At 69.0% G+C, this 22,943-nt stretch carries 21 protein-coding genes; 4 read left to right on the forward strand and 17 right to left on the reverse strand.

Annotated elements, in window-relative coordinates:
• Positions 1-11 precede the first annotated feature (11 nt).
• From WS45_RS01530 to WS45_RS01565, 8 genes are all read right to left on the reverse strand, one after another.
• The gene (locus WS45_RS01530; RefSeq protein ID WP_059524088.1) at positions 12-758 is read right to left on the reverse strand and encodes a glucose 1-dehydrogenase; all 747 of its coding nucleotides are present in this window, start codon (positions 756-758) and stop codon (positions 12-14) included.
• Between the two features lie 164 nt (positions 759-922).
• Positions 923-1,627, reverse strand: coding sequence for an ABC transporter ATP-binding protein (locus tag WS45_RS01535; RefSeq protein WP_059697802.1), 705 nt, complete (start codon positions 1,625-1,627; stop codon positions 923-925).
• Positions 1,624-2,373: an ABC transporter ATP-binding protein gene (locus tag WS45_RS01540; protein ID WP_059697805.1), complete on the reverse strand. Its 750-nt coding sequence runs from the start codon at positions 2,371-2,373 to the stop codon at positions 1,624-1,626. The genes WS45_RS01535 and WS45_RS01540 overlap by 4 nt, the downstream gene beginning before the upstream one ends.
• Complete coding sequence (locus tag WS45_RS01545) at positions 2,370-3,596, reverse strand: branched-chain amino acid ABC transporter permease (RefSeq protein ID WP_059697806.1); 1,227 nt, start codon at positions 3,594-3,596, stop codon at positions 2,370-2,372. Before WS45_RS01545 ends, WS45_RS01540 begins: the two co-directional genes overlap by 4 nt.
• Positions 3,589-4,524: a branched-chain amino acid ABC transporter permease gene (locus WS45_RS01550; protein WP_059697830.1), complete on the reverse strand. Its 936-nt coding sequence runs from the start codon at positions 4,522-4,524 to the stop codon at positions 3,589-3,591. Before WS45_RS01550 ends, WS45_RS01545 begins: the two co-directional genes overlap by 8 nt.
• Before the next feature lie 13 nt (positions 4,525-4,537).
• Complete coding sequence (locus tag WS45_RS01555; protein WP_059606502.1) at positions 4,538-4,975, reverse strand: acyl-CoA thioesterase; 438 nt, start codon at positions 4,973-4,975, stop codon at positions 4,538-4,540.
• Between the two features lie 139 nt (positions 4,976-5,114).
• Positions 5,115-5,651, reverse strand: a complete 537-nt coding sequence (locus WS45_RS01560; protein ID WP_059524079.1) for an NUDIX domain-containing protein — start codon at positions 5,649-5,651, stop codon at positions 5,115-5,117.
• 121 nt (positions 5,652-5,772) lie between these two features.
• Positions 5,773-7,029, reverse strand: a complete 1,257-nt coding sequence (locus WS45_RS01565) for a YbfB/YjiJ family MFS transporter (RefSeq protein ID WP_059697807.1) — start codon at positions 7,027-7,029, stop codon at positions 5,773-5,775.
• A 124-nt stretch (positions 7,030-7,153) separates the two neighbouring features.
• On the opposite strand from WS45_RS01565, the gene WS45_RS01570 reads away from it, so the two are divergent.
• Complete coding sequence (locus tag WS45_RS01570; RefSeq protein ID WP_059697809.1) at positions 7,154-8,071, forward strand: LysR family transcriptional regulator; 918 nt, start codon at positions 7,154-7,156, stop codon at positions 8,069-8,071.
• Positions 8,072-8,212: 141 nt separating this feature from the next.
• On the opposite strand, the gene alaS is transcribed toward WS45_RS01570, so the two are convergent.
• Positions 8,213-10,837, reverse strand: a complete 2,625-nt coding sequence (gene alaS, locus WS45_RS01575) for an alanine--tRNA ligase (protein ID WP_059697811.1) — start codon at positions 10,835-10,837, stop codon at positions 8,213-8,215.
• A 239-nt stretch (positions 10,838-11,076) separates the two neighbouring features.
• Between alaS and WS45_RS01580 the strand changes: the two genes are divergently transcribed.
• Positions 11,077-12,297, forward strand: a complete 1,221-nt coding sequence (locus WS45_RS01580) for a CaiB/BaiF CoA transferase family protein (protein ID WP_059697813.1) — start codon at positions 11,077-11,079, stop codon at positions 12,295-12,297.
• A gap of 107 nt (positions 12,298-12,404) precedes the next feature.
• On the opposite strand, the gene WS45_RS01585 is transcribed toward WS45_RS01580, so the two are convergent.
• Positions 12,405-12,953: an RBBP9/YdeN family alpha/beta hydrolase gene (locus WS45_RS01585; protein ID WP_059697815.1), complete on the reverse strand. Its 549-nt coding sequence runs from the start codon at positions 12,951-12,953 to the stop codon at positions 12,405-12,407.
• Between the two features lie 169 nt (positions 12,954-13,122).
• Positions 13,123-13,332 (reverse strand): ornithine acetyltransferase, encoded by a 210-nt coding sequence (locus tag WS45_RS01590; protein WP_006497729.1) that lies wholly within the window; start codon positions 13,330-13,332, stop codon positions 13,123-13,125.
• Positions 13,333-13,584: 252 nt separating this feature from the next.
• On the opposite strand from WS45_RS01590, the gene WS45_RS01595 reads away from it, so the two are divergent.
• The gene (locus tag WS45_RS01595; RefSeq protein ID WP_059524069.1) at positions 13,585-15,294 is read left to right on the forward strand and encodes a glutamine--tRNA ligase/YqeY domain fusion protein; all 1,710 of its coding nucleotides are present in this window, start codon (positions 13,585-13,587) and stop codon (positions 15,292-15,294) included.
• A 98-nt stretch (positions 15,295-15,392) separates the two neighbouring features.
• Here the strand turns inward: WS45_RS01595 and WS45_RS01600 are convergent, their stop codons facing one another.
• From WS45_RS01600 to WS45_RS01610, 3 genes are all read right to left on the reverse strand, one after another.
• Positions 15,393-15,863: an NUDIX hydrolase gene (locus WS45_RS01600; protein WP_059524067.1), complete on the reverse strand. Its 471-nt coding sequence runs from the start codon at positions 15,861-15,863 to the stop codon at positions 15,393-15,395.
• Positions 15,864-15,874: 11 nt separating this feature from the next.
• Positions 15,875-16,261, reverse strand: a complete 387-nt coding sequence (locus WS45_RS01605) for a hypothetical protein (RefSeq protein ID WP_059697817.1) — start codon at positions 16,259-16,261, stop codon at positions 15,875-15,877.
• Between the two features lie 112 nt (positions 16,262-16,373).
• Positions 16,374-17,732 carry a cytochrome-c peroxidase gene (locus WS45_RS01610; protein ID WP_059697819.1) on the reverse strand — a complete coding sequence of 453 codons (1,359 nt, stop codon included), beginning with the start codon at positions 17,730-17,732 and terminating at the stop codon, positions 16,374-16,376.
• Between the two features lie 222 nt (positions 17,733-17,954).
• On the opposite strand from WS45_RS01610, the gene WS45_RS01615 reads away from it, so the two are divergent.
• The gene (locus WS45_RS01615; RefSeq protein ID WP_059697821.1) at positions 17,955-19,541 is read left to right on the forward strand and encodes an acid phosphatase; all 1,587 of its coding nucleotides are present in this window, start codon (positions 17,955-17,957) and stop codon (positions 19,539-19,541) included.
• A gap of 105 nt (positions 19,542-19,646) precedes the next feature.
• Here the strand turns inward: WS45_RS01615 and WS45_RS01620 are convergent, their stop codons facing one another.
• Genes WS45_RS01620 through WS45_RS01630 form a run of 3 tightly spaced genes read right to left on the reverse strand, consistent with a single transcriptional unit; the run spans position 19,647 to position 22,743 of the window.
• On the reverse strand, positions 19,647-21,137 hold the full coding sequence (locus tag WS45_RS01620) for an alginate export family protein (RefSeq protein ID WP_059697823.1): 1,491 nt from the start codon (positions 21,135-21,137) through the stop codon (positions 19,647-19,649).
• The gene (locus WS45_RS01625; protein WP_059697826.1) at positions 21,134-21,832 is read right to left on the reverse strand and encodes a YoaK family protein; all 699 of its coding nucleotides are present in this window, start codon (positions 21,830-21,832) and stop codon (positions 21,134-21,136) included. The genes WS45_RS01620 and WS45_RS01625 overlap by 4 nt, the downstream gene beginning before the upstream one ends.
• Positions 21,829-22,743: a VOC family protein gene (locus WS45_RS01630; protein ID WP_059697828.1), complete on the reverse strand. Its 915-nt coding sequence runs from the start codon at positions 22,741-22,743 to the stop codon at positions 21,829-21,831. Before WS45_RS01630 ends, WS45_RS01625 begins: the two co-directional genes overlap by 4 nt.
• Positions 22,744-22,943: the final 200 nt, after the last annotated feature.

Consider the following 22,943-nt stretch of genomic DNA (forward strand, 5'->3'; position numbering starts at 1 on the left):
GACTCGCGCGGTTAGTGCAGCCCGCCACTCGCGACGAGGCGCTCGCCGGTCAGCCAGCGGGAGTCGTCCGATGCGAGGAACACGGCGACCGACGCGATGTCGTCCGGCTCGCCGAGGCGGCCGAGCGGCGTTTCGCTGAGCACCTGCTTCTCGAGATCCGAACCGATGATGCCCGCGCTGTGCGTGCCTTCGGTCACGATCATGCCCGGGTTGATCGCGTTCACGCGGATCTTGCGCGGGCCAAGCTCGAGTGCGAGCACGCCGGTGATCGCGTCGACGGCGCCCTTCGTGCCGCTGTATACGGCGCTCGCGGGCGGCGTGATGCTCGTCACCACCGAGCTGATGTTGATGATGCTCGCGCCTTCGCCGAGATGCTTGACGGCGGCCTGCGTGGTCAGCAGCACGCCGAACACGTTCGTGTCGAATTGCCGGCGGTAGTGCTCTTCGGTGATCGCCTCGATCGGCGCGAATTCGTACACGCCGGAATTGTTGACCAGCACGTCGAGACGGCCATAGGTCTCGATCGCGGTGTCGACGATGCGCTGGGCGTCCGCTGCCTTCGACACGTCGCCGCCGACCGCGACCGCGCGGCCGCCCGCCTCGACGATCGCGCTCACGACCGCGTCGGCACCGGCCTTGCTGCTCGCGTAGTTGACCACGACCGCCGCGCCTTCGGCGGCCAGCGCCTTCGCGATCGCGGCGCCGATCCCCTTGGAGCCGCCCGTGACGATCGCTACCTTGCTTGCCAGCTTGCTCATGATTTCATTCCTCAGTCGGAAGACTTTCGATGGATGGGTGCCGATCGCGCCAGTCGCGGCGCACACCGGCCTTGCTGGCAATATTGGCGGCTCGCGCGGCGGCGATAAAGCGGCTCGACGCGAATTGACTGGCGGAGTTATCCGAACAATCGGCGGACGGACGGTCAGCCGGCACTCAACCATGCACTGACGACGTCGGCGCCGAGCCCGTCCAGCGGGCCGTCGTAGACGATCCGACCGCGCCCCATCACCGCGACGCGCCGCGCGAGCCGCGGCGCGAGCTGCAGCCGCTGCTCGATCAGCAGGATCGCGACGCCGTCGGCCTGCAGCGCGGCGAGACACGCGCCGACCTCGTCGACCGCGAGCGGCGCGAGCCCTTCGGCCGGTTCGTCGACGATCAGCACGCGCGGGCGGCCGGCGAGCGCACGCACCAGCGCGAGCACCTGCTGTTCGCCGCCCGACAGCCGTCCGGCCTTCACGTCCGCCCGCGCGGCCAGCAGCGGAAAGCGCGCGAGCAACCGGTCGAGCGCCGCGCGTTCGGCCGCGCCGTTCACGCCGCGCAGCCCGAGCCGCAGGTTGTCGCGCACGCTCAGCAGCGGAAACACGTCGCGGCTTTCAGCGACGTAAGCGACCCCGCGCCGCGCGATCTCGAACGTGCGCGCGCCCGCGCATTCGGCGCCGGCGATGCGCACCGAGCCCGCGGTGCGTACGAGCCCCATCACGGCCTTCGCGAGCGTCGAGCGGCCCGAGCCGTTGCGGCCGAGCAGCGCGAGCGTCTCGCCCGGCGCGAGCGCGAGATCGACGCCGTCGAGCACGGGCTGCATTCCGTACCACGCGCGCAGGCCGCGAATGTCGAGCAGCACGCTCATGCGCCCTCGCCAAGATAGGCCGCACGCACGGCCGGGTCCGCGCGGATCGCGTCGGGTGCGCCGGTCGCGACCACCGCGCCGCGCACGAGCACCGTGATGCGCTCGGCGAAGCCGAACACCGCATCCATGTCGTGCTCGATCATCAGCACCGTGCGGCCCTGCGTCGTCGCGCGGATCAGCGCGATCATCCGCGCCGCCTGATCGCGGTTCATGCCGGCCGTCGGTTCGTCGAGCAGCAGCGTGCGCGCGCCGCTCGCGAGCGCGATGCCGAGATCGAGCGCGCGCTGTTCCGCGTAGCCGAGTTCGCCGGCCGGCGTGTCGCGCCGCGCATCGAGACCGATGTCGCTCAGCACGTGCGCGGCCGCGCGATCGACCGACGCGGATTCGCGCAGCCGGTTCCACCAGCGCCGCCGCTCGGCCGGCGCATGCAGCGCCGCGCAGCGCAGGTTGTCGAACACGCTCAATCGCGCGAACGCGCTCGTCTGCTGGAAACTGCGGCCGATGCCGAGCCGGCTCGCCACGACCGGCCCGCGCCCGCGCAGCTCGACGCCGTGCAGCATGACGCGCCCGCGCGTCGGCCGCGTCGCGCCGGCGATCACGCCGAACAGCGTCGACTTGCCCGCGCCGTTCGGCCCGATCAGCGCGTGACGCTCGCCGGCCGGGACGTTCAGCTCGATGCCGTCGAGCACGGTCTGCGCACCGAAGCGCTGCACGATCCCGTGCAGCGCGATCGCGTTACCGTTCATCGCCCGTCCTCCCGCTTGCCGTGCCGGTGATTCTGGAACCGTGCGCGCCAGCCCCACAGCAACGTGCCGATGCCGGCCGCCGAGCATGCGACGGCCCAGCCCGCCGGCGCGTCGGCGTCGATGCCCCACGCGCCGAACGCGATGCCCGCGCCGTCGTCCTGCGCGAAGCGCCATGCATAGCCGAGTTCGGCCGCGCAGACGATCGCGACGGCCCAGAACGCACATGCGCCAACGCCGCACAGCACGCGCCAGCGCTCAGCCGGCGGCGCGTCGCCGCGCGACGCAAGCGCAAGCGTCTGCGCGATGCCCGCGATCCCGCGCGGCGCGGCGGCGACGACCGCCACGAACAGCACGCCGAGATACAGCGCCCATGCGCGCGACACGCCCGCGACGACGATGCTCAGCGCGGTCAGCACCACCGCGCCGGCCGCCGGCCCGAAGAACGTGCCGGTGCCGCCGATCACCGCGGCGATGAGCACGGTCGCCGAACGCGCCATCGACACGCTGTCGGGCGTCGCGATCTCGACGTCGATCAGCGTCAGCGTGCCGGCAATGCCCGCGAAGAACGACGCGCAGGTCACCATTGCGAGCCGCACGCGACGCGGCTCGGTGCCGAGCGCGGCAACGCGCGCGGGGTTGTCGCGCACGGCGTTCGCGAGCCGCGCGAGCGGCGTGCGCGTCAGCGCGTGCATCGCCACCGCGGAGACGATGCACCACGCGGCAATCACGGCGTAGGCCTGCGTTTCCGCGCCGAAATGCCAGCCGCCCAACGGCGTGCCGCTCGCGCGATCGATCGGTACGCCGCCGAGGCCGCCGAACCACGCGGGCACGCTCCACGCCGCGGCCGCGACGCACTCGCCGAGGCCGAGCGTGATCATCGCGAACACGGTGCCCGCGCGGCGTGTCGCGAGCAGGCCGGCGACGAACCCGAAGCCCGCGCCGGCCACCCCGCCGACGAGCGGCAACAGCGGCAGCGGGCCACCGACATGATTGAACCAATGTGCGGCGGCGAATGCGCCAAGGCCCGCGAACGCGGCATGACCGAACGACAGCAGCCCCGTCGTGCCGAGCTGCAGGTTGTACGACAGCGCGAGCACGACGAGCGCGGCCGTCTGTGCGAGATAGCCGAGCACCGCGCCATGCGGCCACAGCCACGCCGGCAGGATCAGGCACGCGGCGAACGGCACCCAGCGCAGTGCGCCAGCCCGTGCGCGGCTAGCCATCGACGCGCTCGCCGAACAGTCCGCGCGGACGGGCGACCAGCACCGCGACGAGCAGCAGGTACGGGACCAGCGGTGCGAGCTGCGCGATCGACACGGCAGCGACGCTGTCGGGCAGCGCGACGCCCGACCATTGCGCGAGGTCGCGCAACGACGTGTCGCTGGCCGCCGCGAAGGTCTGCGCGAAGCCGACCGCGAGCGATGCGACGAACGCGCCGCCGAGCGAGCCGAGCCCGCCGATCACGACGACCGCGAACACGACCGACCCGACGGTCTCGGCCAGCGCCGGTTCGATCACCGCGAGCGGCGCGCCGATCACGCCGGCCAGCGCCGCGAGCGCGGTGCCCGCGCCGAACAGCCCCGTCATCATGCGCGGCACGTCGTAGCCGAGCGCCTCGACGGCCGCGCGGTGCGTGAGCGCGGCGCGCACGACGAGCCCGATGCGCGACGCGCGCAGCAGCACGCCGAGCGCCACCAGCATCGCCGTGGACATCGCCATCATGAAGAGCCGGTAGCGCGGCAGCGCGAGGCCGAACACGGCCACGGGCGCGCCGTCGAACAGCGGCGGCACCGGGGCCGGCAGCGGCGCGAGGCCCCAAAAAAATTTCGCGCCCTCGCCGATCAGATATGCGAGCCCGAAGGTCAACAGCAGCTCGCTCGTGTGCCCGTGCGGCTGTACGCGGCGCAGCAGCCAGCGCTCGCAGCCGGCGCCGAGCAGCCCGACCGCGAGCGGCGCGAGCGCGAGCGCGGGCCAGAAACCCGCGCGGGCCGCGATGCTGTATCCGATGTAGGCGCCGAGCATGTAGAAGCTCGCATGCGCGAAGTTGAGCACGCCCTGCACGCTGAAGATCAGCGTGAGGCCGGCCGACAGCATGAACAGCAGCAACCCGTAGCTGAGGCCGTTGAACGCCTGGAGCGCGAACGCGTGCACCGCCACGCGCCCGTCAGCCGGCGAGCGGTTCGAGCGCCGCGCGCAGCGCGTCGGGCAGCGGCACCGGGCGGCGCGTGCCGCGATCGACGTACACATGCACGAAATGTCCCTGCGCGGCCGGCGCGGCCTCCCCTGCCGCGAACAGCCCGATCTCGTAGCGCACGCTCGACGTGCCGAGCTTCGCGACGCGCAGCCCCGCATCGACCGACTGCGGAAACACGAGCGGCGCGAAGTAGTTGCACTGCGTCTCGACCACGAGCCCGATCGTCTGCCCGTGCTCGACGTCGAGCACACCCGCGCGGATCAGGTATTCGTTCACGACGGTGTCGAAGTAGCTGTAGTACACGACGTTGTTCACGTGTCCGTAGACGTCGTTATCCATCCAGCGGGTCGTGATCGGCAGGAAGTGGCGATAGGCGTCGCGGGAACGCGGCTGCGGCTTGTCGGACATGGCGATGGCGGTCAGGAGGAAGAAGACGAAACGGACGGCGCGAGGTAGCCGTGCGAGACGGCGCGCCGGCGAACGGCGGGTTGCCGCGTCGCGATCGTGCGCGGCGCGGCCGGTGACGTGCCGGAAGCGGCGCGGCCCGTCACTGCCCCGCTCGATCGACGAATTCGAAATCGAGGCCGCGCGCGCGCATCCAGTCGGCCAGCGCATAGCCTGTGCCGGCGCGCCACGGGCGCAGCAACGGCGGCTCGACGAGCCGGTATTCGAGCAGCTCCGGCGACAGCGCGACGGTGCCCGATGCGCGCACGTGATACGCGATGATCAGCTCGTTCTTGCGGATGAATTCATACACGCCGACCAGCGTGACCTGCTCGGCCTTCAGCGCGGTTTCCTCGAACACCTCGCGCGCGATGCCGTCCTCGGGCGTCTCGCCGTTCTCGAGGAAACCCGTGATCAGCGCGAACATCCCCTCCGGCCAGGCCGCATTGCGCGCGAGCAGGATCTTGCCGTCGAGCTCGACGATTGCCGCCACCACCGGCAGCGGGTTGTTCCAATGGACGTAGCCGCACTCGTCGTCCGGGCAGGCCTGGCGGACACGCCCGCCCTCGTGTTCGGGATCGGCGCGCTCGGTCAGCGGACGCGCGCAGCGCGGGCAAAAACGGTAGTCGGCGATGGTCATCGATGAGAATCTGGCAAGCGCCGACGGCGGCCGGCAAGCCGCCTCGCACGCCTGCCCGGCGCAGGAAAGGCTTCATTCTAGCGAGTTTGCCCGCGTCGCTGACGATCCGGCCCCGATGATGTCAGGGTTGCATGCGCGGTTGCGCACGCCCGCGTGTGGCCGTCGCCGCGAAGCCGGCGGCACCGACGAGCAAGGCACCCGCCGCAACCCACAACGCCGGCGAGAACGACCCGAAGCGCGCGGTCAGCGGCGCCGCGACGAGCGGGCCGAGAATCTGCCCGACCCCGTACGACGCGGTCGCATAGCCCATCAGCCCGGCCGCGCGCTCGCCGTGCAGCCGCCGCGCCTCGCGCATCGCGAACAGCGTGATCGCGGTGAACGGCAGGCCGAGCAGCGCGCTGCCGATCGAGAAGCCAGCCGCATTCGGCCACACGATCCCCGCCGCGATTCCAAGCGCCTGCGTCGCGCAACCGGCGGCGAGCAGCAGCCGGTTGTCCCAGTGGCCGGGCAGCCGCGCGGCCGCGATCGCGCCGACGATCAGCGCCGCACCGAACATCGGCCAGAACAGATCCGGCCACGGCGAGCCGGCCGGCAGCGCGGCGCGCGCGATCACCGGCAGGAACGTCGCGGTGATGATGTAGCCGAAGCCCGGCATCCCGTACAGGACGACGAGCCATGCGGCGTCGGCGCGATGGCGCCGCGCGTCGTGCGGTGCCGCGTCCGTCGCCGCATGCCGGACGCGCGCGGCCGACGATACGGTTGCCGCCGCCGGCACCGGCGCGCTGCCGAACGTGCGCCAGATCGCGATCGACAGCACCGCCGACAGCGCCGCGAAGCCGAGCCAGCCGGGCGCCGCGCGATGGCCGGCCAGTGCGCTGCCGATCAGGCCCGTCAGCACGATGCCGACGCCGGGCCCCGCGTAGATCACCCCGCTCCACTCGGGCGCGTGCAGCTCGGCGAGCCGCCGCAGCCCCCATTGCGACACGAACACGAACGTCCATGCGCTGACGACGCCCGCGACGAAGCGCACCACGAGCCACACGGGCAGCAAATGGCCGACGCCCATCGCGGCGGTCAGCAGCACGGTGGCGCCAAGCCCGAAGCGGACCATCCGCGCCGGCGCGACGCGCACCGCCGCGCAGCTGACCGCGCCGACGAAATAGCCCGCGTAGTTCGCCGACGCGAGCCAGCTGCCGGCCTTCAGGCCGATCGAGCCGTCGGCGAGCATCAGCGGCAGCAGCGGCGTGAACGCGAAGCGGCCGACGCCGAGCGCGACCGCGAGCCCGATCATGCAGGCAAGCGCGGCCGCGCGGGCGCGGCGGTCGGCGTCATCGGACAGCTGTACGCCGGCGGCGCTCGGGGCATCGGAACGGGACATGGCGGCAGGGGCCGCGCGGGTTGCGCGACGGCCGGAACGGGAATCGGATTGCTTGTATCGTAGCTTGACCGAACGTTCTCTAAAAATGAATAATTGAGAATCCATCCATCGCATGGAGAGAATCATGGACCTGGCGGCGCTGGCGATTTTCCGGGCCGTCGTGCGCGAGAACGGCATCACGCGCGCGGCGGCGAAGCTCAATCGCGTGCAATCGAACGTCACGACGCGCATCAAGCAGCTCGAGGAGGAACTCGGCGCGGCGCTGTTCGTGCGCGACGGCCGCCGGCTCGTGCTGACGCCGGCCGGGCACACGCTGCTGCCGTACGCGGAGCGGCTGCTCGAGCTTGCCGACGAGGCGCGCGATGCGGTGCGCGAGGACACGCCGCGCGGGCGGCTGCGGCTCGGCACGATGGAAAGCACGGCCGCGAGCCGGCTGCCGACCGTGCTCGCGCGCTATCACCATGCGTGGCCCGACGTGTCGCTGGAGCTCGTGACCGGCACGACCGGCTGGCTGATCGACAAGGTGCGCGACTTCGAGATCGACGCGGCGCTGTTCGCGCGGCCGCCCGAGCCGGACACGCTGCCCGACACGTTCGAGACGGTGCCCATCTTCCGTGAGGATCTGGTGCTGCTGACGCCGCGCGGCCATCCGCCGGTGCGCACGCCGCGCGACGTGATCCTGCCGACGCTGATCGCGTTCGAGCGCGGCTGCACGTACCGGAAGTATGTCGAGCGATGGTATGCGGCGCACGGGATGAAGCCCGCGCGCGTGCTCGAACTGGGTTCGTATCACGCGATCGTCGCGTGCGTCGCGGCCGGTGCGGGCATCGCGGTCGCGCCGCGCTCGGTGCTCGAGCTTCAGCCCGAGACCGGCAACGTCGCCGCTCATACGATCGCGGAACTCGAAGGGATCGACACGCTGCTCGCGTGGCGGCACGGTTACGCGTCGGCGGCGCTCGCCGCGTTGCGCGATGCGCTCGGCGATGCCGCGCGGGAATCGGGGGATGCGCCCACGTTGCCGGCGACGGCATTACCGGCCTGATTCCGCCGCGCCGCCGCGCCGGCACGCGCTCATCCTGGGCACCGGCAAAAACAAAACGACCCGACCGGCCACCGCCGATCGGGTCGTTCTTTCTTGCACTGCGATGGGGTCAGCAAGACCGCATCGCATCAACCATACCGATCAAAGACGCTCTTCGATCCAGCCCTTGACGCCTGCCAGCGCGCCCGGCAGGTTCGCCGGCTCCGTGCCGCCTGCCTGCGCCATGTCCGGACGGCCGCCGCCCTTGCCGCCCACCTGCTGCGCGACGAAGTTCACGAGCTCGCCGGCCTTGACCTTCTTGCTCGCATCCGGCGTGACGCCCGCGATCAGGCTGACCTTGCCGCCTTCGACGGCCGCCAGCACGATCGCCGCGCTCTTCAGCTTGTCCTTCAGCTTGTCGACCGTCTCGCGCAGCGTCTTCGCGTCGGCGCCGTCGAGCGTCGCGGCCAACACGAACACGCCGCCGATCTCGACGGCCTGCTGCGCGAGCTCGTCGCCCTGGCTCGACGCGAGCTTCGACTTCAGCGCGCCCAGTTCCTTCTCGAGCGACTTCACCTGGTCCTGCACCTGCGCGATACGCTGCGTGAGTTCCGACGGCTGCGCCTTCAGCGCGGCCGCGGCTTCGTTCACGCGGGCGTCGAGCTCCTGCACGTAGCGCACCGCGTTGTCGCCGGTGATCGCCTCGACGCGGCGGATGCCGGCCGCGACGCCGCCTTCGACGACGATCTTGAAGAAGCCGATGTCGCCGGTGCGATGCACGTGCGTGCCGCCGCACAGTTCGCGCGAGAAGCCGAGGTCGAGCACGCGCACTTCGTCGCCGTATTTTTCGCCGAACAGCGCCATCGCGCCGCCCTTCACCGCTTCGTCGTACGGCATCACGCGCACGATGCCCGGCGCGTTCGCGAGGATTTCGTCGTTGACGATCTGTTCGACGCGACGGATTTCGTCGTCGGTCATCGGCGCGTTGTGCGCGAAGTCGAAGCGGGTTTTCTCCGCGTCGACGAGCGAACCCTTCTGTTGCACGTGCGCGCCGAGCACTTCGCGCAGCGCCTTGTGCATCAGGTGGGTGGCCGAGTGGTTGCGCTGCGTGCGCGCGCGGCGGTGCGCGTCGATTTCCGCGCGCAGCACGTCGCCGATCTTCAGCGTGCCCTGTTCGAGCGTGCCGTGATGGCCGATCACGTCGGCCTGCACCTTCAGCGTGTCGGCCACCGCGAAGCGCGTCGCGGCGTTCGCGAGCACGCCCTGGTCGCCGACCTGGCCGCCCGATTCCGCGTAGAACGGCGTGTGGTCGAGCACGACGACCGCATCCTGGCCGTGCTTCACTTCGTTGACGGCCGAACCGTCGACGTACAGCGCGACGACCTTCGCGTCGTCGAACGCGATTTCCTCGTAGCCGTGGAACGTGGTCTTCGCGCCCGAATACTCGAGGCCCTGCGTGGCCTTGAACTTGCCGGCCGCGCGCGCCTGTTCGCGCTGGCGCGCCATCGCGTCGTCAAATGCCGGCTCGTCGACCGTCATCCCGCGCTCGCGGCACACGTCGGCCGTGAGGTCGAGCGGGAAGCCGTAGGTGTCGTGCAGCTTGAACGCGAGTTCGCCGTCGAGCACCTTGCCGCCCTTCGCCTCGACCTCCGCCAGCGCGGCCTCGAGGATCGACATCCCGTGCTCGATCGTCTCGAAGAAGCGCTCTTCTTCCTGGCGCAGCACGTCCGTCACGCGCTGTTCGGCTTCCTTCAGTTCCGGATACGCGGCGCCCATCTCGGCGACGAGGTCGGCCACCAGCTTGTGGAAGAACGAGCCCTTGCGGCCAAGCTTGTAGCCATGGCGGATCGCGCGGCGCACGATGCGGCGCAGCACGTAGCCGCGGCCTTCGTTGCCGGGAATCACGCCGTCGACGATCAGGAACGAGCACGCGCGGATGTGATCGGCGATCACCTTCAGCGAGTTGTTGTTCAGGTCGCTGATCTCGGTCACGCGCGCGGCGGCCTTGATCAGGTTCTGGAACAGGTCGATCTCGTAGTTGCTGTGCACGTGCTGCAGCACCGCGGCGAGACGCTCGAGGCCCATGCCGGTGTCGACCGACTGCTTCGGCAGGCGCGTCATGTTGCCCTGCGCGTCGCGGTTGAACTGCATGAACACGAGGTTCCAGATCTCGATGTAGCGGTCGCCGTCTTCTTCGGGCGACCCCGGCGGGCCGCCCCACACGTCCGGGCCGTGGTCGTAGAAGATTTCCGTGCACGGGCCACACGGGCCGGTGTCGCCCATCGTCCAGAAGTTGTCCGACGCGTAGCGCGCGCCCTTGTTGTCGCCGATGCGGATGATCCGCTCGGTCGGCACGCCGACTTCCTTCGCCCAGATGTCGTACGCTTCGTCGTCTTCCTGGTAGACGGTGACCCACAGCTTTTCCTTCGGCAGCTGGTAGACCGTGGTCAGCAGCTCCCACGCGAACTTGATCGCGTCGTGCTTGAAGTAGTCGCCGAACGAGAAGTTGCCGAGCATCTCGAAGAACGTGTGGTGGCGCGCCGTGTAGCCGACGTTCTCGAGGTCGTTGTGCTTGCCGCCCGCGCGCACGCTGCGCTGCGCCGTGGTGGCGCGCGAGTACGGACGCGGGTCCGTGCCGAGGAACACGTCCTTGAACTGGACCATGCCCGAGTTCGTGAACATCAGCGTGGGGTCGTTACCGGGCACGAGGCTCGACGAGCGGACGATCGTGTGGCCCTTCGATTCGAAGAATTTGAGAAATTTCTCGCGGATTTCGGCAGCTTTCATGGCGTGCGGGGAATGTCTGGCTGAGACGGCTTCAAACGCCGGCCGTCCTCGCGGACGCACGGCGGGCAAATATCGTAAACGATCGATTATACGATACAGATCGGCGCCCCAGACGGCAGCGGCCCGGCGCGGCGGACGACCGGCCTGGGCCACCCATGCGGCCGATTCGCCTTAAGATGCTCGGCATGCCAATCCGCCTTGCCCCGGCCGGGCGAGCCATGAAAGGAGACGATTCGACGATGGGTGCCCTGAGCCATATTCGCGTGCTTGACCTGACCCGCGTGCTCGCGGGCCCGTGGTGCGCGCAGACGCTCGCCGACTTCGGCGCGGACGTGATCAAGGTCGAGCGCCCCGGCGCGGGCGACGACACGCGCCACTGGGGGCCGCCGTACCTGAAGGACGCGAACGGCGACGATACGGCGGAGGCCGCGTATTACCTCGCGGCGAACCGCAACAAACGCTCGGTGACGGTCGACATCGCGACGCCGGAAGGCCAGCAGATCGTGCGCGAGCTCGCCGCGCAGAGCGACGTCGTGCTCGAGAACTACAAGGTCGGGCAGTTGAAGAAGTACGGGCTCGATTACGAATCGCTGCGCGCGGTGAAGCCCGATCTCGTCTACTGCTCGGTCACGGGCTTCGGCCAGACGGGCCCGTACGCGCACCGCGCGGGCTACGACTTCATCGTCCAGGGAATCGGCGGTTTCATGAGCATCACCGGCGAGCGCGACAGCGAGCCGGGCGGCGGCCCGCAGAAGGCCGGCGTCGCGATCGCCGATCTCGCGACGGGCCTCTACTCGACGATCGCGGTGCTCGCCGCGCTCGCGCACCGCGACCGCACGGGCGAAGGCCAGTACATCGACATGGCGCTGCTCGACGTGCAGGTCGCGCTGCTCGCGAACATGAACACCAACTTCCTCGCGAGCGGCAAGCCGCCGGTGCGCTGGGGCAACGCGCACCCGAACATCGTGCCGTACCAGACGTTCCAGACGCGCGACGGCTGGATCATCGTCGCGGTCGGCAACGACGGGCAGTTCCGCAAGTTCGTCGAGGCCGGCGGCCGGCCAGAGCTGGCCGACGACGAACGGTTCGCGACCAACCCGTCGCGCGTGCGCCATCGCGACACGCTGGTGCCGATCCTCGCGGAAATGGTGAAGACGCGCGGCAAGGCCGACTGGATCGGCGCGCTCGAAGCGGCCGGCGTGCCGTGCGGGCCGATCAACGAACTCGACGAGGTGTTCGACAACGAGCAGGTGGTCGCGCGCGGGATGCAGGTGTCGCTGCCGCACCCGTGCGGCGCGGACGTGAAGCTCGTGCGCAATCCGATCCGGATGAGCGCGACGCCGCCCGACGCGCGTACCGCCCCGCCGCTGCTCGGCGCGCAGACGGAAGACGTACTGCGCGACATGCTTGGCTACGACGAGGCGCGCATTGCCGCGCTGAAGGCGAAGCAGGCGATCTGAACCGACCCGGACGAGCGCGCCGCGGCGCCTCCGGGTTCACGCCGCGGCGTGCCCGGGTGCCGGCGGACGCTGACGGGATCGATGGACCGACGGTTAGCGGTTAGCCGCTAGCGCGCGAGCGCATCGAGCCAGCCTCGCGCGTCGGGCCAGTCGCCGAGCCCGCTGTCCGCGTTGATGTGGCCGCGCGGGCCGAGGTCATGGAAAGTGCTGCCCCACGCGTGCGCGCAGCCGCGCGCGAACGCGATCGAGCCGTACGGATCGTCGCTGCTTGCCACCACGCAGGTCGGAAACGGCAGCCGCTCATGCGGCACCGGCCCGAAACCGTGCGCGTCGGCCGGAAACGCCGGCCCGGCCGGATCGGGCAACGCGACGAGCAACGCGCCGCGCACCTTCGCGAGCGCGGCCGGCCGCGCGTAGCGGGTCGCCCACCACGCGGTGGTCAACGTGCCGAGGCTGTGCGCGGCGATCGTCACGGGGCTTGGCGCGGCCTCGACCGCGCGGTCGAGCGCGAGACACCAGCCGTTGCGGAACGCACGGTCCCAGTCGGGCATCGCGACGCGCACGAAACGCGCGTCGGCGCGCTCCCAGCGGCTTTGCCAGTGGAGCGGACCGGAGTTGCCGTAGCCCGGCAGCACGAAAACGAGAGAATCGCTCATGGAGGGTTCGTCGACGAATGAAGTCGTTATGTGATGTCGACGAAGTGTCGCACACCCGCTCCTCCCTGATGCTGCCTGTCGAATCGCGGAATGGATGTGCGGAGCAAGAACGGGCCGTGATGCGGCAACGCCGTCACGACCAGCCGGCGCTCACGCGCGCCGGCTTCGATCAGCGCACGCCGGCGCCGACCAGGCCGCCTGCCGCAGCGCCGGCAACCGTGCCGACCGGGCCGCCCGTGATCAGGTAGCCGAGCGCGCCGCCCGCGGCCGCGCCGATACCGGCGTTACGTTGCGTATGCGTCATCGCGCATGCGCCGAGTTGCGACAGGGCCGCGACGATTACTGCAGTACGAACGAGAAAAGTGGTCTTCTTCATCATGATTGTTGGTGTCCTCCCGCCAGCAAAAAATACGAATGGCGGCATTGAATCGGTAAAGCCATCATAGGAAACGCCGAATGCACCGGGCAATCCGATTTACGTCGTGTTACAGCCGACACACAATCGAGATATTGCGGTTCCGCACCGCGAACCGGCCCGCCCGGTCGCGCACCCGCGCGGGACGGACCCCGGTCAGGTAGAATTACGGGATTAAACCGGCGCGACGCGCCGACACAACCTGACGCCAACCGCATGAGCACCGAACGCAACGACGCCCCCGCGGCTTCCAACTTCATCCGCAACATCATCGACGACGACAACCGCACCGGCAAATGGGGCGGCCGCGTCGAGACGCGCTTTCCCCCCGAGCCGAACGGCTATCTGCACATCGGCCATGCCAAGAGCATCTGCCTGAACTTCAGCGTCGCGCGCGACTACGGCGGCGTGTGCCACCTGCGCTTCGACGACACGAACCCGGAAAAGGAAAGCGTCGAATACGTCGACTCGATCGTCGACGCGGTCCGCTGGCTCGGCTTCGACTGGCGCAAGGACGCGGTCGATCACCAGTATTTCGCGAGCGACTACTACGACAAGCTGTACGAATTCGCCGAATTGCTGATCCAGCGCGGCAAGGCGTACGTCGACAGCCAGAGCGCCGAGGAAATGCGCGCGAACCGCGGCTCGCTGACCGAAGGCGGCAAGCCGTCGCCGTACCGCGACCGTTCGCCCGAGGAAAACCTCGACCTGTTCCGCCGGATGAAGGCCGGCGAGTTCAAGGAAGGCGAGCACGTGCTGCGCGCGAAGATCGACATGGCTTCGCCGAACATGAACATGCGCGACCCGGTGATCTACCGGATCCGCTACGCGCACCACTACCGCACCGGCGACGCATGGTGCGTGTATCCGATGTACGACTACACGCACTGCATCTCGGATGCGCTCGAAGGCATCACGCACTCGCTGTGCACGCTCGAGTTCGAGGATCACCGCCCGCTGTACGACTGGGTGCTGAACGAACTCGCGGACGCCGGCATGTTCACGCGTCCGCTGCCGCAACAGATCGAATTCTCGCGCCTGAACCTCACGTACGCGATCACCAGCAAGCGCAAGCTGCTGCAGCTCGTCACGGAAGGCCACGTCGAAGGCTGGGACGACCCGCGCATGCCGACGATCGTCGGGATCCGCCGCCGCGGCTTCACGCCGGAAAGCATCCACCTGTTCTGCGAGCGGATCGGCGTGACGAAGGTCGATTCGTGGATCGACATGAGCGTGTTCGAAGGCGCGCTGCGCGACGACCTCGACGACAAGGCGCCGCGCTCGGTCGCCGTCCTCGATCCGCTGAAGCTCGTGATCGACAACTACCCGGAAGACCTCGAGGAAGCGTGCACGGCCCCCGTGCATCCGCATCATCCGGAGCGCGGCGTGCGCACGTTCCCGATCTCGCGCGAGCTGTGGATCGAACGCGAGGACTTCGTCGAGAACCCGCCGAAGGGCTATTTCCGCCTGTTCCCGGGCAACAAGGTGCGCCTGCGCTACGGCTACGTGATCGAGTGCACGGGCTTCGACAAGGACGCCGACGGCAACGTGACGGCCGTGCACTGCAACTACTTCCCGGACAGCAAGTCGGGCACCGAAGGCGCGAACAACTACAAGGTCAAGGGCAACATCCACTGGGTCAGCGTGAAGCATGCACAGGCGGCCGAAGTGCGGATCTACGACCGGCTGTTCAAGGAGCCGCATCCGGACGCGGGCGGCGCGAACTTCCTCGAAGCGCTGAACCCGGATTCGAAGAAGGTCACGCAGGCCTATGTCGAACCGGGCGCCGGCGACGTCGCACCGGAAACGCGCCTCCAGTTCGAGCGTCACGGCTATTTCGTCGCCGACCGCGTCGATTCGAAACCGGGCAAGCCCGTGTTCAACCGGATCGTCGGGCTGCGCGACAGCTGGGGCAAGCCGGCCTGACGGCGTGGTCCATGCGCGGCGCGCGACGATAAAAAAACCGGCCTTCGGGCCGGTTTTTTATTGCATGCGCGGGATCGTCGGGATCGAAGCGGCTGCGCTCACGCCCCCGCCAGCCGCCGATGCAGATCCGCGAGCGACAGCGTCGTGCGAAACAGCCGCGCGAGGCTGCGGCTCGCATACGCGTCGACGTCGCCGGGCGCGGTCCAGCGATATGCGTCCATCTCGGGAATCGGCGAGCCGTCGCGACGGCTCGGGAACAGCGACGTGCACGTGCAGTGCGCGGGATCGATTTCGTCGTCCGCGACCCGCACCGCGAACAGGTGCAGGTCCTTGTCGTGACGGTATGCGAAGCGGCCGAGGTCGAGCAGCCGCGCCGCCGCGAGTTCGATGCCGGTTTCCTCGCGCAGCTCCCGCAGCGCCGCGTCGGCCGGCGATTCGCCGGGCTCGCCCTGCCCCTTCGGAATATCCCAGTGCGTGGTGTCCGTCGCGTGCGCGAGGAACACGCGGCCGGCCCCGTCGAGAATCACGACGCCGCACGAAACCGTGCGCGGCGCGCCGCTGCGCTTCATTGCTCGCGCGCTCAGCGCTTCTGCAGCTGCCACTTGCCCGCGGCGGTCCTGCAATAGACGGGCTTGAGCGTCATCGTCTGGCCCTTCGCGGAAATGTCGGTGGCGATTTCGCGGCACGTCTTGCCGTCATTCTCGGACGTCGACGGCGTCAGCTTCGCGTCGATCTGGGTGCCGCGACCGCTGCTCTGCCACGTCGTGGTCTCGCCGTCCTTGCCTTCGTCGCGCGCCTGTACGACGGCCTTGGCCAGCGACGCGCGGTCGGCCTTGCTGAAGTAGGCCAGCGGCGTGTCGTTCAGGAAGCCGAGGTTGCTTTGCGCGTGGGCGGGCAGCATCGCGGCTGCGCACGCGGCGCCGGCCAGCACGCGCGTGACGACGGAAAGGGATGCACGCATCGACATGTGTTGTTCTCCTTGGATGTTCGATCGAACGGCGTGGCGCACGGCCGGCACACCGGCACGCGCCACGCCCGTCAGCCAGCGAGCATAGCATGCGTGCCGCAAGGGCCGCGTTCTAGCGCGCGGCCGACGTGGCCGCCGGTTGATATCCGTCGGTCAGCGTGTTCAGGAACGCGATCACGTCCTTGATCTCGGCCGCGTTCAGCGCGGGGGCGTCGCCGCGCTTGCGGTCGAACGGCGGCTCGCGGTTGATGTTCGGCCAGTAGCGCTTTGGCAGGTCGTCGTACACCTGCACCTTGCCGTGCACGACCGGATAGAACTTCTCCGGATGGATGTCGCGCTCGACGTAGAAGCGCATCACGTCCTCGAGCGAGTGGTACACGCCGTTGTGGAAGAACGTCTTGCGCAACGCGACGTTGCGCAGCGACGGAGTGCGGAACAGCCCGCAGAATTCGTCGCGGCCCTTCAGGTCGGTGCGCTCGGGGCCGCACGCGCCGAGATCGTGGAAGCGCGGATCGCGATTGACCGGCAGCGCGCGGTTGCGCGGCACCGCGATCGCGATCAGACCGAAATCGCTGAACTGCGGCGGCCCGCCTTCGAGCGTGCGCTGGCTCACGTGACAGCTCGCGCAGTTGCCCTTCTTCTCGTCGTTGAACAGTTGCAGCCCGTGCAATTCGGCAGGCGTGAGCTGCGCGTGGCCGGCCAGATACGCGTCGTACTTGCTCGTGTACGGATCGAACAATGCCGGCTGCTGCTGGAATGCGTCGAGCGCACGCAGCACCGCACCGAAAGTCGCCTGATCGTCGCCGAGGATCCGATCGCCGAACGCCTTGCGGAACGCGTCGGCATAGGGCGCGGCACGCACCGCCTGCGCGACCCGCGCCGGCGAGCTGCTCATCTCGAATGGCGACGTGAGGGGAATGCGCGCCTGCGCATCGCGCGTGTCGACGCGACCGTCCCAGGTCAATCCGCCGGTCGGGCCTGCGTCGATGCTTTCGTCGCCTTCGTCGGGCGAATCGTGGAAGTGCTCGGTGAACGGCGGAATGCCGCGCACGTATTTCAGCGACGGCACCGCGCGAAAACCCATGCGATGCATGTCGTCGCCGCCGAGTTGCACCGACAGCGCGTTCGGCGGGCCGAACGCGTGCTCGACGCTATGACACGACGCGCACGCGAGCTTGCCTGAGCCGGACAGCGACGGATCGAAGAACAACTGCTTGCCGAGCGCCGTCATCTGCTTCACGCCCTCGAATACCTGCGCGCGCGTCTGCGGCTGGCTGGCCGGCGCGACCGCCGGAGCGGCCGGGGTGGCCGGAGCGGCTTGCGCCGCCGACACGACGGAGACCGCCTGCGCGTTCGCGCCGGGCCGCGCATCGCAACCGGCGAGCGGCGCGAGCCCGCCCATCAGCGCGAATGTCGCCGCGGCAGGGATCAACGATCGCGCGAACGCGAAGGATTTCAGAAGGCTGTGCATCGTCGTTCTTCTTGTAGCGGTGGGCAATCGGCCGGAGCTTATGTCAGTTCCGTGACCGGTGCATGACGTTCGACCGACAGTCAATTGAAAGCGCCCCTACACCCGGCTGTCAAACGGGTTCCAGATAATGCGCGCAGCCGGTCGGTGCCCCGTGGCCCCTGCTCCGGCCTGACGCCACCCGGTTCCCACACGCGACAAACGACGAATGAGAGAGAACATCGCATGAAGAAGCACGCCTGGATTCGCTACACGCCGATCGCCCTCGCGGCCGCGCTCAGCCTGACCGCCTGCGGCGGCGACGACGTCACGCAGCAAGGCCTGTCGGCCGTGAAGAACGTCGTCGTGATCTACGCGGAAAACCGCAGCTTCGACAACCTCTACGGCAACTTCCCGGGCGCGAACGGTCTGCAGAACGCAACGGCAGCGAACTCGGTGCAGAAGGATCGCGACGGCTCGACGATGGCGACGCTGCCGAAGATCTGGGGTGGTCTGACCGCAACCGGCATCACGCCCGCGGTCACCGAAGCGATGACGGCGAACCTGCCGAACGCCCCGTTCGCGATCGACGATCCCAACGGCTTCAACCAGTCGATGAGCATCGCGACGCGCGACATCGTGCACCGCTTCTACCAGGACCAGATGCAGATCGACGGCGGCAAGAACGACATGTATGCCGCTTGGACCGATGCGGGCGGTCTGACGATGGGCCACTACACGCCGGATCCGTCGAAGCTGCCGCTGTGGAAGATCGCGCAGCAGTATGTGCTGGCCGACAACTTCTTCATGGGCGCGTTCGGCGGCTCGTTCCTGAACCACCAGTACCTGATCTGCGCGTGCGCGCCGTTCTACGCGAACGCCGACAAGAGCCCGGCGGCCGGCAAGATCGCAGTCCTGAACGCCGACGGCAAGTCGCTGGCGGTCGCCGCGAACTCGCCGGCATCCGCGCTGAGCGGCCCGCCGAAGTTCGTCAACGACGGCGCACTGACGCCGGACTTCTACGGTGTCAACACGATGCAGCCGGCGTACCAGCCGAGCGGCAACAAGGCCGCGACGGGCGGCGACCCGCTGCTCGCCGACCCGGCCAATCCCTCGACGATGCCGCCGCAGACGGCGACCAACATCGGCGACCTGATGACCAATGCCAACGTGTCGTGGGCATGGTATAGCGGCGCATGGGGCCAGGCACTGCAGGCGAGCCAGAACGGCACGTCGAACGTGATCTACGGCGCCGACCTCTCGACGCCGAACTTCCAGCCGCACCATCAGCCGTTCAACTACTACGCGAACCAGGCGCCGGGCACCGCGAGCCGCGCGCAGCACCTGCTCGACGGCGGCGCGAACGGCGCGGAATTCATCAAGGCGATCGACGCGGGCGCGCTGCCGCAAGTCACGTTCTACAAGCCGCAGGGCAACCTGAACGAGCACCCGGGGTATACGGACGTCACCTCCGGCGATCAGCACATCGCGGACGTGATCGCGCACCTGCAGGCCAGCCCGCAGTGGAAGAACATGGTCGTGGTCGTTACGTACGACGAAAACGGCGGCTTCTGGGATCACGCCGCACCGCCGAGCGGCGATCGCTGGGGCCCGGGCACCCGCATTCCGGCGCTGATCGTGTCGCCGTTCGCGAAGAAGGGTTTCGTGGACCATACGCAATACGACACGGGTTCGATCCTGCGCTTCATCACGCGTCGCTTCTCGCTGCCGCGCCTCGCGGGCCTGCAGCAGCGCGACGACGCGCTGAAAGCGAACGGCGCGCAGCCGATGGGCGACCTGACGAACGCGCTCGCGCTGTCGCCGAACCTGTAACGGCATCGCGGCGAACGGGGCCGGCCGCGCTGCCGGCCCGGACGAACGAAGGGCGGCCCCGCGAGCCGCCCTTTTTCGTATGCGCGCAATTGCCGCGCGGCCGCGTCACCAGCCGTACTTCATCTCGACGCCGGCGTAGTCCGCGTTGTGGCCGCCCGCCTGCCGGATCGCGTCGCCGACCTGGAAGTGCACGGCCTCGACCGAACCGATCAGGTTCGCGGCGATCGTCCAGTCCGCGCGCAACTGCACGTACATCCCCGTCCACAGGCCGCCCTTGCCTGCCGTGCCGGGCACCGCGACGTTCGGCTGCTGATAGACGGCGTCGCCGGTCGTCTCGCGCCACTGGAAGCCGAGCGCACCGAGCAGCGACAGGTTCGGCGACGGCTTCAGCGTCACCGACGGCTTCACGTGGACCAGGTTCGAATAGCCCGTATAGCCGGCCAGCGTGAAGTAATAGCCGTTCGGAAACAGCGGATTGAAGGTGCCGACGCGGCCGTCGTGCGGATGCCGGTCGCCCGATGCCGCATCGAACTGCAGCGCGATGCGCGGCGACCACGGCGCATCGAGCTTGTAGCCCGCGATCGAGCCGACGGCCCACGCACCGATCGTGTCGTTACCGACCGTCCCCGTCTGCAGCATCGTCTCGAAATCCCAGTCGAAGCGACCCTGCGTGCCCGTGTAGCGCAGGTCCCACACGTCGCGATGCTCGGGGCCGCTCGCATCGAGGAAACGCGCGTTGCTGCGGTTGTAGCGCGACCAGTAGCCCGACAGGTCGCCCGGCCCGACCGACTGCCGCTCGAAGCGCACGCCGCTGAACGTGAGGTTGCGGTTCGACACGTCGTCGAACGCGGACACCGTGCGGTTCTGCACGGGCTGCGTCGCATACGCGATGAAGCGCCACTTTTGATATTCGTAGTCGGCCCATACGGCATCGAACGCCTGCCGCACGTTCGGACCGTCGCGCGTGGCGATGAAGCGCTGCAAGTCGAACGCCATTTCCTGCCGGCCGACGCGAAACTTGAACGTGCCGCCGCCGAGCGCGCCCGTGTAGGTCGCGAATGCCTGTTCGAGATCGAGCGGATTCCTGTCGACCGGCGAGATCGTGTTCTTGCCGAATGCGCGGTCGTCCTGCAACTGCACGAAGAACTGCCAGTGCCGGCCCAGATGCGCATCGGCATGCACTTCGACGCGCTGGATCAGATAGGTGTCAGATTGCGCGGAGCCGATCCCGAACAGCGGCGCGTCGTTGGTCTCCAGCCGCTCGCGCAGGTTCACGCCGAGCGATAGATAGGATGCCGGATCATTGCCGAGCGGAATGTATTTGAGCCCGTCGAGCGGCGCGCGCGGCACGCATGGATTCGCCAGCACCGACCAGTCTTCCTGCCAGCGGTTGAACAGCACCGTCGGCCGCTTCGCCGTGCAGGTCGAGGCGGTTGCGTCACCGGATGTCGATGTCGACGTGGATGTCGCCGCCGATTCCGCGAACGCCGCGTCGGCGCCCGCGAGCAGCATGCCCGCGACGATCGACACGCGCGCGGCCCGCTCGAAGCGGCGGCCGTGGCGCCTCCCTTGTCTCCCCCGCGCCCGCGCGATCATGCGCGCTCCTGCGTGGCGGGTCCGCCCGCTTGCGCCGCACGCAGTGCAAGCATCGCAAGCGCGCCGACGGGCACGAGCAGCGCCAGGAATCCGACATGGCGGAACCCGAGCGCACCGCCCGCCGCGCCGAGCGCGAACGCGACGATCGCCGGCAGCATCTTGCCGAAGCGCGCCCGTGCCGCCGCGCGCGCGGCGTCGGACGTGCCCGCCGACAGCAGGTCGACGACGTCGAGGATCGCTTGCGTCACGTTGCCCGTCATCACCGTATTCGGCACGCCGCCCGCGCGCGAAATCACGCGCGGATGCGCGTTCTGGACGCCCATCGCGAACGTGCCGACGATGCCGGCCACGAGTGCCGGCAAGGCGTCCGGCTGCGTGACGGGCGTCGCCCACACGCCGGCCGCGCAGAAGCCGAGCAGCAGCACGGCCTGCACCGCGTGCAGCGCGCGCGCACCTTGCCAGGCGGGCCGCCCGGACATCGACCGCGCGATCAGGCTCGCCGCGATCACGCCGCACACGAACGCGGGAAACACGCTGAGCTTCAGCACGACACCCTGGCCGAAGCCCGCGATGCCCGCGCCGATCAGCACGAAGTTGCCGGTCACGTGTGCGGTGAACAGCCCGAACAGCGCGACGAAGCTCAGCGTGTCGACGAAGCCGGCCACCGCGGCAAGAATCGTGTCTTCGTGCTTCATCGCGCCACGCTCGCATGAATCTCGGCGACATAGCCGCCCGGGAACTGCACGAGTGCGGCGTCGCGCCCATCCGCCGCGAACGGCGGCACGAGCACGGTCGCGCCCGCGGCTTCGGCCTTCTTCAGCGTCGCGGCGAGATCGGGCACTTCGTAGCCGGTCATCTCGCGCCCGAACGGGTAAGGCAGATGGCCGTCGGTCACGAGCACGGTCATCTTGCCGAAGCCCGACTCGATGCGGATGCGGCGATACGTGTCGTTCGGCCGGCCGATCTCGATGCCCGGCGCGTTCAGGTTGTCCGACACCACCTTGCCCTTCGAGAACTTGACGAAGTCGTGCACGAACTTGCGTACGCTTTGCGACGACACGTAGACGCGGTTTTCGGGGATCGTCTGCAGCGCGTCGTAGTTCGGCGCCTGCGTGTGCCAGTAGAGCTGCATCTTCACACCACCCGCCCATGCAATGACCGCATCGCGGCCGATGGGATCCGGGAACGTGTCGACGATCACGTCGGCGCCATGCTCGCGCGCCGACTTCACGGCGACGTCCATGTCCGTGACGAGATAGCCGGTGCGCTCCGCGCAGAACGGATACGGGATCGGTGTCTTGAAGCCGAACACCGAGATCGTGCCGACGGGCGTCAACACGAGCTGCGACATCGTCTGGCTCGGTGTCGGCGTGACCTGGAACACGCCCTGCTTCGACTTGCTGCCGCCGAATGTCGCGACGAAGCTGTCGGTGAAGCGGTCGAAGTCTTCCGGTGCCACGCACACGTGCGTCGTATCGTACTGCGAACCGACGGCCACCGTGGGCGCGACGGCGGGCGGCACGGGAGGTTTCGCGAACGCGGCAGGCGCGGCGACGAGGCCGCTGGCAATCGCAAGCGCCAGCAACGCGGAACGAAGAAAGTTCATAACGGAGGTCCTTGTTGTTTCATCAAATGGTGCAGCGGCTCGGGCGATCCCGGTCACTCTCGGCCCGTCGCCGGCCGGTTGTCGTCGACATGTCAGACCGCCCAGCACGAACAGCCGAACGCACCCCAGAAGCCCTTCGCGTCCGACGTCGGCAATGCGCTGCCCCACGCGCTCGCATGCGCATGCTGGTGCACGTTGCA

This window comes from Burkholderia sp. RF2-non_BP3, assembly GCF_001522185.1.
In the GTDB taxonomy this organism is placed as follows: Bacteria; Pseudomonadota; Gammaproteobacteria; order Burkholderiales; family Burkholderiaceae; genus Burkholderia; species Burkholderia diffusa.